The 14046-nt window shown below is 58.6% G+C and carries 12 protein-coding genes; 4 read left to right on the top strand and 8 right to left on the bottom strand.

Going from position 1 to position 14046, the window contains the following annotated elements:
• Nucleotides 1–162: 162 nt before the first annotated feature.
• Nucleotides 163–972 (top strand): tRNA cyclic N6-threonylcarbamoyladenosine(37) synthase TcdA, encoded by an 810-nt coding sequence (tcdA, locus tag J2X66_RS09265; RefSeq protein ID WP_310263377.1) that lies wholly within the window; start codon nucleotides 163–165, stop codon nucleotides 970–972.
• A gap of 37 nt (nucleotides 973–1009) precedes the next feature.
• Here the strand turns inward: tcdA and J2X66_RS09260 are convergent, their stop codons facing one another.
• The 4 genes from J2X66_RS09260 to J2X66_RS09245 all read right to left on the bottom strand — a co-directional run bounded on the left by J2X66_RS09260 (nucleotide 1010) and on the right by J2X66_RS09245 (nucleotide 4126).
• Nucleotides 1010–1414 carry a SufE family protein gene (locus J2X66_RS09260; RefSeq protein ID WP_310263375.1) on the bottom strand — a complete coding sequence of 135 codons (405 nt, stop codon included), beginning with the start codon at nucleotides 1412–1414 and terminating at the stop codon, nucleotides 1010–1012.
• Nucleotides 1411–2616: a cysteine desulfurase gene (locus J2X66_RS09255; RefSeq protein ID WP_310263373.1), complete on the bottom strand. Its 1206-nt coding sequence runs from the start codon at nucleotides 2614–2616 to the stop codon at nucleotides 1411–1413. Before J2X66_RS09255 ends, J2X66_RS09260 begins: the two co-directional genes overlap by 4 nt.
• 134 nt (nucleotides 2617–2750) lie before the next feature.
• Entirely contained in the window at nucleotides 2751–3785 is a 1035-nt protein-coding gene (gene dapD, locus J2X66_RS09250) for a 2,3,4,5-tetrahydropyridine-2,6-dicarboxylate N-succinyltransferase (protein WP_310263371.1), read from the bottom strand.
• Nucleotides 3786–3817: 32 nt separating this feature from the next.
• Nucleotides 3818–4126: an arsenate reductase gene (locus J2X66_RS09245; protein WP_231986532.1), complete on the bottom strand. Its 309-nt coding sequence runs from the start codon at nucleotides 4124–4126 to the stop codon at nucleotides 3818–3820.
• A 234-nt stretch (nucleotides 4127–4360) separates the two neighbouring features.
• Here J2X66_RS09245 and J2X66_RS09240 point away from each other — a divergent pair, with 234 nt between their 5' ends.
• Complete coding sequence (locus J2X66_RS09240; protein ID WP_059181547.1) at nucleotides 4361–5992, top strand: Na+/H+ antiporter; 1632 nt, start codon at nucleotides 4361–4363, stop codon at nucleotides 5990–5992.
• Nucleotides 5993–6031: 39 nt separating this feature from the next.
• On the opposite strand, the gene J2X66_RS09235 is transcribed toward J2X66_RS09240, so the two are convergent.
• From J2X66_RS09235 to map, 4 genes are all read right to left on the bottom strand, one after another.
• A complete protein-coding gene (locus J2X66_RS09235; protein WP_310263368.1) occupies nucleotides 6032–6763 on the bottom strand; it encodes a M12 family metallopeptidase in 732 nt (243 codons plus the stop codon).
• 167 nt (nucleotides 6764–6930) lie between these two features.
• Complete coding sequence (gene dapC / locus J2X66_RS09230) at nucleotides 6931–8130, bottom strand: succinyldiaminopimelate transaminase (protein WP_310263366.1); 1200 nt, start codon at nucleotides 8128–8130, stop codon at nucleotides 6931–6933.
• A 43-nt stretch (nucleotides 8131–8173) separates the two neighbouring features.
• A complete protein-coding gene (locus J2X66_RS09225; protein WP_027924972.1) occupies nucleotides 8174–10876 on the bottom strand; it encodes a [protein-PII] uridylyltransferase in 2703 nt (900 codons plus the stop codon).
• Nucleotides 10877–10924: 48 nt separating this feature from the next.
• The gene (gene map, locus J2X66_RS09220) at nucleotides 10925–11707 is read right to left on the bottom strand and encodes a type I methionyl aminopeptidase (protein ID WP_027924973.1); all 783 of its coding nucleotides are present in this window, start codon (nucleotides 11705–11707) and stop codon (nucleotides 10925–10927) included.
• A gap of 371 nt (nucleotides 11708–12078) precedes the next feature.
• Here map and rpsB point away from each other — a divergent pair, with 371 nt between their 5' ends.
• Nucleotides 12079–12816 carry a 30S ribosomal protein S2 gene (gene rpsB / locus J2X66_RS09215; protein WP_003219330.1) on the top strand — a complete coding sequence of 246 codons (738 nt, stop codon included), beginning with the start codon at nucleotides 12079–12081 and terminating at the stop codon, nucleotides 12814–12816.
• A 191-nt stretch (nucleotides 12817–13007) separates the two neighbouring features.
• A complete protein-coding gene (tsf, locus tag J2X66_RS09210; RefSeq protein WP_007949329.1) occupies nucleotides 13008–13871 on the top strand; it encodes a translation elongation factor Ts in 864 nt (287 codons plus the stop codon).
• Nucleotides 13872–14046 lie beyond the last annotated feature (175 nt).

The following is a 14046-nucleotide window of genomic DNA, read 5'->3' as shown; positions in this document are numbered from 1 at the left end:
GGCGCGCATCCTACACCGGGCATTCTCTTTTCGTACAGCGGACAGGGAATTGCCGGACATTGGGCAATTTGCTTTCACATAAGTTCTTACACTTGTAGCCAGAAGGTTAAAAGTTCTCGCGCAGTGGCCCTATAATGCGCGCCGGTTTTTGGGGTATTGGTCATGAGTACAGAAGATCCGCGGTTTGCAGGCATCGCCCGTTTGTATGGCATCGAGGGGTTGGAGCGCCTGCGCGCGGCGCATGTGGCAATCGTTGGCGTCGGCGGCGTGGGTTCGTGGGCAGCGGAAGCCATCGCGCGGTGTGGTGTGGGCGAGATTTCGCTGTTTGACCTCGACGACGTCTGCGTCAGCAACGCCAACCGTCAGTTGCACGCGCTGGACAGCACCGTCGGCAAACCCAAAGTTGAAGTGATGGCCGAGCGCCTTCGCGGGATCAACCCGGACTGCTCGGTGCACGCGGTGGCGGATTTCGTCACCCGCGAGACCATGGCCGAGTACATCACGCCGAACATTGACTGCGTGATCGATTGCATTGACAGCGTCAACGCCAAGGCCGCGCTGATTGCCTGGTGCAAGCGACGCAAGATCCAGATCATCACCACCGGCGGTGCGGGTGGGCAGATTGATCCGACGCTGATTCAGGTGTGCGACTTGAATCGTACGTTCAATGATCCGTTGGCGTCGAAAGTGCGTTCGACCTTGCGCCGCGACTACGGCTTCTCTCGCACCGTGACTCGCCATTACAGCGTGCCGTGTGTGTTTTCTACTGAGCAACTGCGCTACCCGAAACCGGATGGCAGCATTTGCTTGCAGAAGAGTTTTGTCGGTGACGGCGTGAAGCTCGACTGCGCCGGCGGGTTTGGGGCGGTGATGATGGTGACGGCGACGTTTGGGATGGTCGCGGCGACCAAGGCTGTGGATAAGATTGTCGCCGGGGTGCGTCGCCCCGCCGACAGGATCAAGCCTGCCTGATACTGATCGTTCCCACGCAGAGCGTGGGAACGATCGGTCAGACGGCCAGTTCTCGCATCCGCTGTAGCACGGCATTCAGACCATTACTGCGCGACGGCGACAGCTGTCGGCTAAGCCCCAACTGATTGAACCAATCCGGCAAATCCACCTGCTGCAACTCAACCGCTGACAACCCGTTAACCCGCGCCAGCAGCAACGCCACCAACCCGCGAATCAACCGCGCGTCGCTGCTTGCCGCAAACTGCCAATGACCGTCCAGCAGCGCGCCCACCAACCAGACCTGGCTTTCACAGCCATGCACCCGGTTGGCATCTACCTTATCCACATCGCTCAACGCAGGCAGGCGGTCGCCCCATTGCATCAGCAATCGCGCGCGCTGTTCCCAGCCGGCAGCGTTCTGGAACGTCTCCAGCGCCGCCACCGCATCGGCAGGCAGATTCATCTCAACAACTCCAGCGCCTGGTCCAGCGCTTCAAAAAACCGCTCCAGGTCTTCGGAATCGTTGTACAGCGCCAACGACACCCGAATCGCCCCGGCCAGTTCGAAGCTTTTGAGGAGCGGCATCGCGCAGTGATGGCCCGCCCGCACTGCAATCCCCTGTTCGGTCAGCAAATGCGCCAGATCAGAGTTATGCACACCCTCGACGACAAAACTCGCCAGGGCCAGTTGCGGTTTGCCCAGCAACCGAATGCCGTTACGGGCTTCAAGTCCCTTCAGCAAATAGTCATGCAGAGCGGCTTCATGGGCGTTAACGGCGTCCTGATCGAGCCCTGTGAGGTAATCCAGGGTTGCGCCCAGACCAATCACAGCGGCAATGGGCGGCGTTCCGGCCTCGAAACCCAGCGGGGCAGGGCGGAAGCGTGCGTGGTGATAATCGGCATCCAGCACCATTTCGCCGCCGAACTGCCAGTGACGCAGTTGCTTTAGCGCTTCGTTGCGACCGAACAACACGCCCAAGCCATCGGGGCCATAGAGCTTGTGGCTGGAAAATACATAGAAGTCGCATCCCAGCGCCTGCACGTCATGCCGGCCATGCACCACGCCTTGAGCGCCGTCGACCACGGTCAACGCATCGTGCGCCTTGGCCATCGCCATTAAGGCCGGCAGTGGCTGCCAGACGCCGAGTACGTTGGACAACTGACTGACCGCCAGCAAGCGGGTGTGCGGCCCAATCAACTGCGCGGCGGCCTCAAGATCGATCAAACCGTCGGTATCCAGCGGCAGGATCACCAGTTTCAGCTCGCGCCGCTGGGCCAGTTGCTGCCATGGCAGCAGGTTGGCGTGATGCTCCAGGGCACTGATGACAATCTCGTCGCCCGGATTGAAAAGATGCTCCAGGCCATAGGCCAGGAGGTTCAGCGCGGAGGTCGCGCCATGGGTAAAGATGATCTGCCCGCCATCGCCAGCATTCAGCCATTGCGCGACTTTGCTGCGACTGGCTTCGAACGCTTGGGTGGCGTGGGCGCCGGGCAAGTGTTGCGCCCGATGCACATTGGCTGCGCCGTTGGCGTAGTAATGCGTCAGGGCATCCAGCAGGGCTTGAGGCTTTTGCGTGGTGGCGGCGTTGTCCAGATAGGTCTGGTCTTGCCGTTGCAGAGCGGCGATGGCCGGAAAATCGGCGCGCCAGGGAGAGGAGATCATCATGTTATTTCGGCCCTGGTAAACATGGGCGGGTGTACGCCAAACCCGTAGGAGCAAAGCTTGCTCGCGAAGCTTTTAGTGGGCTCAGGGGCCCCATCGCGAGCAAGCTCTGCTCCTGCAGGTGATCGTGACGTCGCTTAGTTGTGAGCGTGCAGCGCTTCGTTCAGTTCGATGGCCGATTTGTGGGTTTTGCATTCCACGGCACCGGTCTCCGAATTGCGACGGAACAACAGGTCAGGTTGACCGGCCAGTTCACGCGCCTTGACGACTTTGACCAGTTTGTTGTTTTCGTCCAGCAGCGCCACTTTGGTGCCAGCGGTCACGTACAGGCCCGACTCAACGGTGTTGCGGTCGCCCAACGGAATACCGATACCGGCGTTCGCGCCGATCAGGCAGCCTTCACCGACCTTGATCACGATGTTGCCACCGCCCGACAGGGTACCCATGGTCGAGCAACCGCCGCCCAGGTCCGAGCCCTTGCCGACGAATACGCCTGCCGATACACGACCTTCGATCATGCCAGGACCTTCGGTGCCGGCGTTGAAGTTGACGAAACCTTCGTGCATGACGGTGGTGCCTTCACCGACGTAAGCGCCCAGACGGATACGTGCCGCGTCAGCGATACGCACGCCGGCCGGTACCACGTAGTCGGTCATTTTCGGGAACTTGTCCACCGAGAACACTTCCAGCAACTCGCCACGCAGGCGGGCTTCCAGTTGATGCTCAGCCAGTTCGGACAGGTCGATCGCGCCCTGGCTGGTCCATGCCACGTTCGGCAGCAGCGGGAACACGCCGGCCAGGTTCAGGCCATGGGGCTTGACCAGGCGGTGCGACAGCAGGTGCAGCTTGAGGTAAGCCTCAGGCGTGGAAGTCAGTTGCACGTCTTCGGCCAGAATGGTCGCGACCAGCGGCTTGTGGCTCTCGGCCAGGCGGGTCAGCAGGGCAGCCTGGGCGGCGTCGACGCCTTTCAGCGCTTCAGCCAGTTGCGACGCCTGAGCGGTGCTGAAAGCGATGGCCTGATTGCCTTCGGTGTAACCCAGGACCGGCGCGATGGCGGCGATGACTTCAGCCGACGGATGCAGGACAGGGGCGGCGTAGAACACTTCCAGCCATGCGCCTTGACGGTTTTGAGTGCCGACACCGAAGGCCAGGCTGAACAGGGAATTGGACATGTGAATACCTCTACAAAATTGAACGGGCTGGCTTACTTGAGCGCTGCCGCGTAGATATCTGGCTTGAAGCCAATCAGGGTTCGGTCACCGAGATCGAGCACCGGGCGCTTGATCATCGAGGGTTGTGCGAGCATCAGTTCGATGGCTTTCGGCTGGTCGAGATCGGCTTTGCGTTCGTCGTCGAGCTTGCGAAAGGTGGTGCCTGCACGGTTCAACACCACTTGCCAGCCGTGCTCGTCGCACCATTGGGTCAGGTGTTCACGGTCGATTCCGGCCGTTTTGTAATCATGAAAGTCATAGCTGACAGCGTGTTCATCGAGCCAGGTGCGCGCCTTTTTCATGGTGTCGCAGGCTTTGATGCCGAAAAGGTGCAACGTTTTGCTTGAAACGGTCAAGGATTGCCCCCTTTGCAGGTGCTGGAAAAAAAAGGTGACGGATTATGCCATGGCCTTCCGGTTAAAACGCAAAACCTGTGGGCGCTCAGATCCGCCTGCGACATTGGTGTAACGTCCGTCGTGCAGTCTATGCGGCTAATATGGCACTTCGATGCTGTCGATTGCTGGGAACCGCGCTTTATGCAAACCGCCTATACCGTTCTTATCCTGTTGATGCTGGTCGGCGTTTCGCGTCTGATCGGACGGGTGATCCCGCTGCCGCTGCCCTTGGTGCAAATTGCTGCCGGGGCGTTGCTGGCGTGGCCGACCCTGGGTTTGCACGTGGCACTCGACCCGGAACTGTTCCTCTTTCTGTTCCTTCCGCCGCTGCTGTTCTCCGACGGCTGGCGCATGCCCAAGCGTGAGTTCTGGCGACTGCGCGGGCCGATCCTGACGTTGGCGGTGGGATTGGTCCTGTTCACTGTAGTCGGCGCGGGTTACTTCATTCATTGGTTGATCCCGAGCATTCCACTGCCGGTGGCCTTCGCCCTTGCCGCCGTGTTGTCGCCGACGGATGCCGTGGCGGTATCGGCCATTTCCCGCAATCGCTTGCCCATGCCCTTGATGCACATGCTCCAGGGTGAGGCGCTGATGAACGATGCCTCGGGTCTGGTGACCTTCAAATTCGCTTTGGTCGCTGCGGTGACGGGCGTGTTCTCGCTGGCCAGCGCCAGTCTGGCGTTTGTATTGGTGGCGGTTGGAGGCCTGGCCGTCGGCGTGGCACTGAGCTGGCTGGTTGGGCGCTCGCGGTCGTGGATGATTGCTCGCGGTTGGGATGACCCGGCGACTCACGTGGTGTTCATGTTGCTGCTGCCGTTCGCCGCTTATGTGTTGGCTGAACGGCTCGGTGCCTCGGGCATTTTGTCGGCGGTGGCGGCGGGGATGATGCAGAGCTGGCTCGACTTGCTGCCGCGCCAGACCAGCACCCGACTGCTCAACCGCAGCGTTTGGTCATTGCTGGAATTTGCCTTCAATGGCCTGATTTTCCTGTTGTTGGGCTTGCAGCTGCCGGACATCATCAAGGCGGTGGCCAGCCATGAAACCTCGCTGTGGCCTACGCTGCTCTACCGCTGTCTGGATGTGCTGGCGATTTTCCTGGTCCTGCTGGTGTTGCGGTTTGTCTGGGTGCAGAGCATCTGGCGTTTGTCGGTGTTGATGCGGCGCTTGCGCGGCAAAGGCGAGATGACGCATGTGCCGACGATGCGTTCCTGTTGGCTGCTGACGGTCGGCGGAGTACGCGGTGCGGTGACGTTGGCGGGTGTGCTGTCGGTGCCACTGATGATGGGGGGCGAGGCATTCCCTGAGCGGGACCTGCTGATCTTCATCGCGGCCGGGGTCATCCTGTTGTCGCTGATTTCAGCGTGTATCGGTTTGCCGCTGTTACTGCGCGGCATTGAAATAAGTCCTGATGACAAGCGCCGCAATGAAGTGCGAGACGCGTGGCGCAAGACCGCTGAAGCGGCGATTCATGCGCTGGAAATCGAAGAGGCCAAGCCTGTAGACGCGAGTGAGGCAGCGTTGGCTGTCGAACTCAAGGCGCGGATCATGTCCGAGTATCGGCATCAGCTGGATGTGTTCAATGATTCGGCGGAAGCCCAGGCGCTGGCCTTTCAGATGGATCTGCTGGAGCGCCGATTGCGACTCAAGGCGCTGCGGGCGCAACGCCTGGAGTTGTATAACCTCAGTCGTCATCACCAGATTGGTGATGACGTGCTGCGAGAGGTGTTGGGTGAGCTGGACTTGAGTGAGGCCAATCTTGGGCTGGTTAAATAGTCTGGCCGGGCTCACTCGAATCTATGGATAGTTTGATTGCTAACGTTTTGGATACAGCAACGACATCAGTTTTTTATCTTTTTTACTTATTTTTCGGTTGATAGGGATTTCCCAGTTTTCCAGTGTCAGCGTGTTAGCGACCGGGTGGTGCATGATGGATTTTCTGTCGTACGAGGTATAAATCGCTTCGATTGTATTGAAGGGCTCAAAGAGATTGCTATCGACCTGTTCTTTGGTCAACGGGTTCATCTCTCTATTCTGGTAAAACTCATACACCTTTGGTTTGTCCCAGGGGATATTGGCTTCGGGGTGTTGATGTTCGTGCATTGCTCCCAAGGCGTGACCAAACTCGTGAGTCACAATCACTGCGAAATCTTCATGGTCAGGTTTGACTCCCAGGTTCATGGTCGGCCAGTCGGGATGGATCAACAACGCGTCGGTGCCCAGCATTGAGCTGTTTTCATTGTTCCTGGTAGCGATCCGAATCTCGCCCTGCAAATCATCGACGAACTCAAACTTGAGATTGATATACGGCAGCCATTGGCTAGCGGCGTCGATGATTTTCTGTTTGTGCTCATCGTCGGGGCCATCGATAAAAGCGATTTTGAGGGTGCGTCCGTTTGCCCAGAGTTTCGAGTAATTGACCAGCGAGCGTTTGCGCCGGGTGCCGGTTGCGGAACCTGCGTTATCAGGGTTTTCGTTAACAGCAGCGTCGTAGGATTGTTGATCATCGGGCCACTGGATGAGGTTGCAGTCTTCAATACTGTTCATTGGCTACTTCTTCCATGAAGTTAGAGTAAGAGTCGTGAGAGTGCGCACAGTAATGCGCTCCATGAGAGTAAGGGGGCGCTGCAGTTCGGTGAACTTTAATTTTTGGCTGAAGTGTAACTTGCTGTATGAGAGGCCCGCACTGCGTTGCACAGTGCGGGCCCGGATACTTACTTATTGCGAGTAATGAAGTCGCGAATTCGCTTCGCCGCTTCTACGCATTCGTCCAGCGGTGCGACGAGTGCCATGCGCACGCGACCGGCTCCCGGATTAGCGCCGTTAACTTCACGGGACAAATAGGAACCCGGCACCACCATCACGTGCTGTTCAGCAAACAGGTCACGGCAGAATGCTTCATCGTCGCCTGCAACATTGGGCCACAAGTAAAAACCGCCATCCGGACGCTGCACGTCCATCACCGGGCTGAGGATTTCCAGCACCGCGTCGTACTTCTCGCGGTACAGCGCACGGTTGGCGCGAACATGCACTTCGTCATTCCATGCGGCCACGCTGGCCAGTTGGGTCTGAACCGGCATCGCGCAGCCGTGGTAGGTGCGATACAGCAGGAAGCCCTTGAGAATATCTGCGTCACCGGCCACAAAACCCGAGCGCAGGCCCGGCAGGTTGGAGCGCTTGGACAGGCTGTGGAAAATCACGCAACGCTTGAAGTCTTTACGACCCAGTTCCACGCAGGCGCTGAGCAGGCCGGCCGGCGGGGTTTGTTCGTCGAAGTACAGTTCGCTGTAGCACTCGTCGGCGGCGATCACGAAGTCGTATTCGTCGGCCAGGGCGATCAGTTTCTTCAGGGTATCGACCGGAATCAGTGCGCCGGTTGGATTGCCAGGCGAGCACAGGAACAGGATCTGGCAGCGTTTCCAGATGTCTGGCGAAACGGCATCGAAGTCTGGATTGAAGCCGTTTTCGTCCAGGCATGGCAGGTAGTGCGGCTTGGCCCCGGCGAGAAAAGCCGCGCCTTCGTAGATCTGATAGAACGGGTTCGGGCTGACTACCAAGGCATCGTCGCCACGGTTGACCACGGTCTGGGTGAAGGCGAACAGCGCCTCGCGGGTACCGTTGACCGGCAGCACGTTACGCGCCGGGTCGAGCCAGCCGTTCGGAACGCTGAAGCGTCGTTCGCACCAGGCGGCGATGGCTTCACGCAGGGCCGGGATGCCGAGGGTGGTCGGGTACACAGCCATCTGATCCAGATTGCTGGCCAGGGCTTCGGCCACGAAACTTGGCGAGCGGTGCTTCGGCTCGCCGATGGACAGCGCGATAGGGCGTTTGTCCGGGTTTGGCGTCACGCTGCCGAGCAGGGCGCGGAGCTTCTCGAAGGGGTAGGGCTGCAACTGGTTTAGAGCGTTGTTCATCGGTGCGGGGTCTCGTTCAAAGCGGCTGAATCCTGGCACGCGGTCAGATACTGATGCGCGACAGTTTGATATCGGGTTCGTGGCTGACGCTCAGCTGTTCAACGATTGCATCCTGCAAGCGGCTGCACAGCAGCGGGTCTGACAACTGCTGGTTGTTCGCGTCGGTAATGAAGAACACGTCCTCCACCCGCTCGCCCAGCGTGGCAATCTTGGCGTTTTGCAGCGACAGGTCGAACTCCAGGAAGATCGTGCCGATTCGCGCCAGCAGGCCTGGACGGTCGGGTGCCGTGAGTTCCAGGACCGTGACCGGACGCTGAGCGTCGTTATGGATCGTCACCTGTGGCGCAAAGGCGAAATGCTTGAGCTGGCGCGGCACCCGGCGCTGGATGATGGTCGGGTAGTCGTCCGGGTTGCGCAGGGCTTCGGTCAGGCCGTCACGGATCTGCTTGACCCGCGCCGGGTTATCGCCAATCGAGTCGCCGTCCGTGTCGAGCACGATGTAGGTGTCGAGAGTGAACTGGCTGCTGGAGGTGATGACGCGGGCGTCATGAATGTTCAGGTTGAGCTGGTCCATAGCGGCCACGGTCACGGCGAAGAAGTCGTGCTGGTCCGGCGCATAAATGAAAATCTGGGTGCCGCCCTCGAACTCGCGCTGAGTGGTTTCCTTGATCAGCACCAGCGGCCCGCCGTCGGCCGGCTGCTGGAGAATCGCATCGCTATGCCAGGCCACGTCGCCGGCGGTGTGACGCAGGAAGTAGTCATCGCCGAGCTGCGCCCACAGCTGCTCGACGTCGTCCGGGTCGGTACCGCCGCGCACGAGGATGTCCAGTGCCGCGCTCTGGGTCTGGCGGATCTGCTCTTCGCGATCGACCGGATTCTCCAGGCCGCGACGCAAGGCGCGCTTGGTCTCGGTGTAGAGCTGGCGCAACAGGCTGGCACGCCAGGAGTTCCACAGGGTCGGGTTGGTGGCGTTGATGTCGGCGACCGTCAGCACATACAGATAATCGAGGCGGGTTTCGTCGCCGACAATCTGTGCGAAATCGTGGATCACCTGCGGGTCGGACAAGTCCTTGCGCTGGGCCGTGGTCGACATCACCAGGTGGTTTTGCACCAGCCAGACGATCAGGCGACTGTCCCACACCGGCAACTGATGGCGCTGGCAAAAGGCTTCGGCATCCACCGCGCCGATTTCCGAGTGGTCGCCATGCCGGCCCTTGCCGATGTCGTGGTAAAGCCCGGCCATATAGATCAGCTCGGGCTTGGGCAGCTTGCCCATGAGCTTGGCGGCCAGCGGGAATTTTTCCGACACTTGTGAGTACTGCAGCTTACGCAGGTGTTTGATCAGGTTCAGGGTGTGTGCATCGACCGTATAGATGTGGAACAGGTCATGTTGCATCTGGCCGACGATGAAGCCGAACTCCGGCAAATAGCGCCCGAGGATGCCGTAACGGTTCATCCGGCGCAGGTTGCGGTGAATACCGATCTTGCACTTGAACAGCTCGATAAACAGGCTGGTGTTACGAATATCGTTACGGAAGTCGTCGTCGATCAGGTGCCGATGTTCGCGCAGCAGACGGATGGTATCGGCGCGAACGCCTTTGATTTCCGGCTGCTGGGCCATCAGCACGAAGATTTCGAGCATGGCAAACGGCGTGCGCCGGAACACGTTGTCGTTGCGCGCCTCGATGTAGCCGTCGTGCAACTGGAACCGCGAGTTGATCGGCTGCGGTGGCGCTTCGTCTTCCGGGGCGAGAATGACTTCTTCGAAGTGCTGGATGATCAGGTCGCTGAGCTGGGCAATGCTCATGACCACCCGGTAGTACTGCTGCATGAAGTTTTCGATGGCTTGCTTGGCGTCATCGCCGACGAAACCCAGCAGCCCGGCAATCGAGCGCTGGTGATCGAACAGCAAGCGATCTTCGGAGCGTCCGGCGAGCATGTGCAGGGCGTAACGGACTTTCCAGAGGAATTCCTGGGACGAGGCCAGCAGGGCGTTTTCGCTCTCTACCAGAAAGCCTTCGCCGGCCAGTGCGCGCAGGTTCAGGGTGCCGTATTCACGCCGGGCCACCCACAGAATCGTCTGGATATCCCGCAGGCCGCCGGGCGAACCTTTGACGTTGGGTTCCAGGTTGTATTCGGTGTCGTTGTATTTGTGATGACGGGCTTTCTGTTCGGCACGCTTGGCCAGGAAGAAGTCCTTGCTTGGCCACATGTGCGCGGTGCTGGTGACATCCAGCATGCGCTGGCGCAGGCGCTCGGGGCCGCAAATGGTGCGACTTTCCATCAGGTTGGTGACCACCGTCAGGTCTGCGCGGGCTTCAACGGCGCATTCATCCACCGAACGAACGCTCTGACCGACTTCCAGGCCGATGTCCCACAACAGCGTCAGAAAACGCTCAATGGAATCGCGGAAAACTTCGTGGTCGGCGCTGTCCAGAAGGATCAGCAGATCGATGTCGGAATACGGGTGCAGTTCACCGCGACCATAGCCGCCAACCGCGACCAGCGCGATGTCGGCGTCTTCGCTCCAGTTGAACTGCTCCCAGGCCTTTTGCAGGATGTTATCGACGAACCAGGCGCGATCCTCGATCAGTCGGCGAATGTCACGGCCGCTGCGAAAGCGTCCGTCGAGGACCTCGCGGGCCTGGCGGATCGCCTTCTTGAAAGCCGCAATCGGGCTTGCCTTCAGGGCCAGTTCAGCCTGGAACTGGCCGCGGTCGAAGAGTTCGGGATCCACCTGCGGCATCGATTGGCTTTCCTGTCTATCTATAAGGCTGAGAGCAGTGCGTCCGGATCAGGCCGAGACGCGGGCGATGGTGTCGTCGGCGCGCAGGGTGAAGATCTCGTACCCGGTTTCGGTGACCAGCAGAGTGTGCTCCCACTGGGCCGACAGCTTGCGGTCCTTGGTGATCGCGGTCCAGCCATCGCCCAACACCTTGGTGTCGGCCTTGCCCTGATTGATCATCGGCTCGATGGTGAAGGTCATGCCCGCTTTCAGTTCCATGCCGGTGCCGGCACGGCCGTAATGCAGGATTTGCGGCTCTTCGTGGAACACTTTGCCGATCCCGTGACCGCAGAATTCGCGAACCACCGAAAAACCGTTTTTTTCGGCGTGCTTCTGGATGATTTCGCCGATGTCGCCGAGGCGGCAGCCGGGTTTGACGATTTCAATCGCCTTGTACATGCATTCCTGGGTCACTTGCGACAGGCGCTCGGCCCAGACCGGCACGGTGCCGACGTGAAACATGCGGCTGGTGTCGCCGTGGTAACCGTCCTTGATGACGGTGACGTCGATGTTCAGGGTGTCGCCATCCTTCAGCGGCTTCTCGTTCGGAATGCCGTGGCAGACCACGTGGTTGATCGAGGTGCAGATCGACTTCGGGTAGCCTTTATAGTTGAGTGGCGCGGGAATGGCTTTCTGCTCGTTGACGATATAGTCGTGGCAGATGCGGTCCAGCTCATCGGTGGTGATGCCCGGTTTGACATGTTCGGCAATCATTTCCAGCACATCGGCGGCCAGTTTGCCGGCGATGCGCATTTTTGCGATGTCCTCTGGGGTTTTGAGGGTGACGGTCATACAGGCTCTCTCTGCGCTCGATGGCGCTTGTCAAAACGAAATGGGCGTGTGCGATCGAACTTCGCGGCCCTGAAAAACCTGATTCTATCAGACGATCAGTGCAAATCTGAGCCTCTGTGCGTCGCATCTCTTTATAGATGGGCGCATTCTTGAACGATTCCACGGGTCTATTAAGGGGGCGCATCAGGATTTGAGAATCCGGGTTCCGTTTTTTTCTGCCTTGTGGTATAAAATGCGCCGCTTTCCGGGGATGCCCCGAAAGGCTTAAATCCACACACGTGTCGACACGATGACCTGGGTGCCTTCAGCTGATGCTGCTGGTTGGTCATTGGGATACGTGGAGGCCAAACCCGACTTATTAAGGAACTATCATGTCCCAAGTCAACATGCGCGATATGCTGAAGGCCGGTGTGCACTTCGGTCACCAAACCCGTTACTGGAACCCGAAAATGGGTAAGTACATTTTCGGCGCGCGTAACAAGATTCACATCATCAACCTTGAAAAAACCCTGCCAATGTTCAACGAAGCTCTGACTTTCGTAGAGCGTCTGGCCCAGGGCAAAAACAAGATTCTGTTCGTCGGCACCAAGCGTTCCGCTGGCAAGATCGTTGCTGAAGAAGCAGCACGTTGCGGTTCGCCGTACGTCGATCATCGCTGGTTGGGCGGCATGCTGACCAACTTCAAAACCATCCGTGCTTCCATCAAGCGTCTGCGTGACCTTGAAGTGCAAGCCGAAGACGGTACTTTCGCCAAGCTGACCAAGAAAGAGGCGCTGATGCGCACTCGCGACCTGGAAAAGCTGGATCGTTCCCTGGGTGGTATCAAGGACATGGGCGGTCTGCCAGACGCTCTGTTCGTTATCGACGTTGATCACGAGCGCATCGCGATCACCGAAGCCAACAAGCTGGGCATCCCGGTTATCGGCGTAGTCGATACCAACAGCAGCCCGGAAGGCGTTGACTACATCATCCCAGGCAACGATGACGCAATCCGCGCTATCCAGCTGTACATGGGTTCGATGGCTGACGCTGTCATCCGCGGTCGCAACCACGTTGCTGGTGGCACCGAGCAGTTCGTTGAAGAAGCTCCGGTAGCAGCGGCTGAGTAATTGACGCCTTGGCGTTGACTCAGTAAGCAAAAAGGGGGCTTGGCCCCCTTTTTGCCACCTCGAAAACCGTTTGTCGGCCCCGCACTTGCAGAGCTGTAACGTGCAGCGGCTTACAACGGTGGTTCGGGAAGAATTGATCGCCCGTTCGATCGGGTGGAATGGTTGAAAACCTATCCAAGAGGATTTTGAAAATGGCAGCAATTACTGCAGCGTTGGTTAAAGAACTGCGTGAGCGTACCGGCGAAGGCATGATGGATTGCAAGAAGGCCCTTGAAAAGGCTGACGGCGACATCGAAAAAGCCATTGATGACATGCGTGCTTCCGGCGCAATCAAGGCTGCCAAGAAAGCAGGCAACGTGGCTGCTGAAGGCGCTATCGCGCTGAAAGAAGACGGCAAATCTGCTGTTCTGCTGGAAGTGAACTCGCAGACTGACTTCCTGGCCCTGCAGGACGACTTCAAGGCATTTGTTGCTGCTAGCGTTGAAAAAGCGTTCGCCGACAAACTGACTGACGTCGCTCCGCTGATCGCCGCTCAAGAAGCTGATCGCCTGGTACTGGTTGGCAAGGTTGGCGAAAACGTCAACATCCGTCGCCTGGTACGCGTTGAAGGTGATGTTGTTGGTGGTTACCTGCACGGCAACAAGATCGGTGTTGCAGTTGTCCTGAAAGGCGGCAACGTTGAACTGGCCAAAGACATCGCTATGCACGTAGCGGCCAGCAACCCAGAGTTCCTGCTGCCTTCGGAAGTTTCTGCCGAAGCGATCGAGCGTGAAAAAGCTGTGTTCCTGCAGCTGAACGAAGAAAAAATCAAAGGCAAGCCAGAAAACATTGTTGAAAATATGGTCAAAGGCCGTATCAGCAAGTTCCTGGCTGAAGCAAGCCTGGTTGAGCAGGCGTTCGTCAAGAACCCTGAAATCAAGGTTGGTGAGCTGGCCAAGAAAGCCGGTGCTGAAATCGTTTCTTTCACCTACTTCAAAGTAGGCGAAGGCATCGAGAAGCCAGTAGACAACTTCGCTGAAGAAGTTGCTGCCCAGCTGGCTGCTGCCAAGTCGTAAGACGGTTTTTTTAACTGTCGCCCTGAAGAGGCTGCCCGCTTACGCGCGCAGCCTCTTTTCAGATGGGCCGCCAATTTTTAATTGGTTTCCCGTTGGAACTGGCTTACAAAGCCATGTTCCGATGGCGCTGAAGCAGCGCCAAGCTAGAGTGAACGCAGCTGTAAACAGCTCGCAA

This window comes from Pseudomonas sp. 3296 (assembly GCF_031456615.1).
Classification (GTDB): Bacteria; Pseudomonadota; Gammaproteobacteria; order Pseudomonadales; family Pseudomonadaceae; genus Aquipseudomonas; species Aquipseudomonas mucoides.
The sequence above is the reverse complement of the archived record's forward strand: the minus strand, read 5'-3'. Positions and strand labels throughout refer to the sequence as shown.

Coding starts and splice junctions, on each gene's coding strand:
- tcdA (WP_310263377.1), top strand. CDS start 163: ATGAGTACAGAAGATCCGCGGTTTGCAGGCATCGCCCGTTTGTATGGC.
- J2X66_RS09260 (WP_310263375.1), bottom strand. CDS start 1,414: ATGAATCTGCCTGCCGATGCGGTGGCGGCGCTGGAGACGTTCCAGAAC.
- J2X66_RS09255 (WP_310263373.1), bottom strand. CDS start 2,616: ATGATGATCTCCTCTCCCTGGCGCGCCGATTTTCCGGCCATCGCCGCT.
- dapD (WP_310263371.1), bottom strand. CDS start 3,785: ATGTCCAATTCCCTGTTCAGCCTGGCCTTCGGTGTCGGCACTCAAAAC.
- J2X66_RS09245 (WP_231986532.1), bottom strand. CDS start 4,126: ATGAAAAAGGCGCGCACCTGGCTCGATGAACACGCTGTCAGCTATGAC.
- J2X66_RS09240 (WP_059181547.1), top strand. CDS start 4,361: ATGCAAACCGCCTATACCGTTCTTATCCTGTTGATGCTGGTCGGCGTT.
- J2X66_RS09235 (WP_310263368.1), bottom strand. CDS start 6,763: ATGAACAGTATTGAAGACTGCAACCTCATCCAGTGGCCCGATGATCAA.
- dapC (WP_310263366.1), bottom strand. CDS start 8,130: ATGAACAACGCTCTAAACCAGTTGCAGCCCTACCCCTTCGAGAAGCTC.
- J2X66_RS09225 (WP_027924972.1), bottom strand. CDS start 10,876: ATGCCGCAGGTGGATCCCGAACTCTTCGACCGCGGCCAGTTCCAGGCT.
- map (WP_027924973.1), bottom strand. CDS start 11,707: ATGACCGTCACCCTCAAAACCCCAGAGGACATCGCAAAAATGCGCATC.
- rpsB (WP_003219330.1), top strand. CDS start 12,079: ATGTCCCAAGTCAACATGCGCGATATGCTGAAGGCCGGTGTGCACTTC.
- tsf (WP_007949329.1), top strand. CDS start 13,008: ATGGCAGCAATTACTGCAGCGTTGGTTAAAGAACTGCGTGAGCGTACC.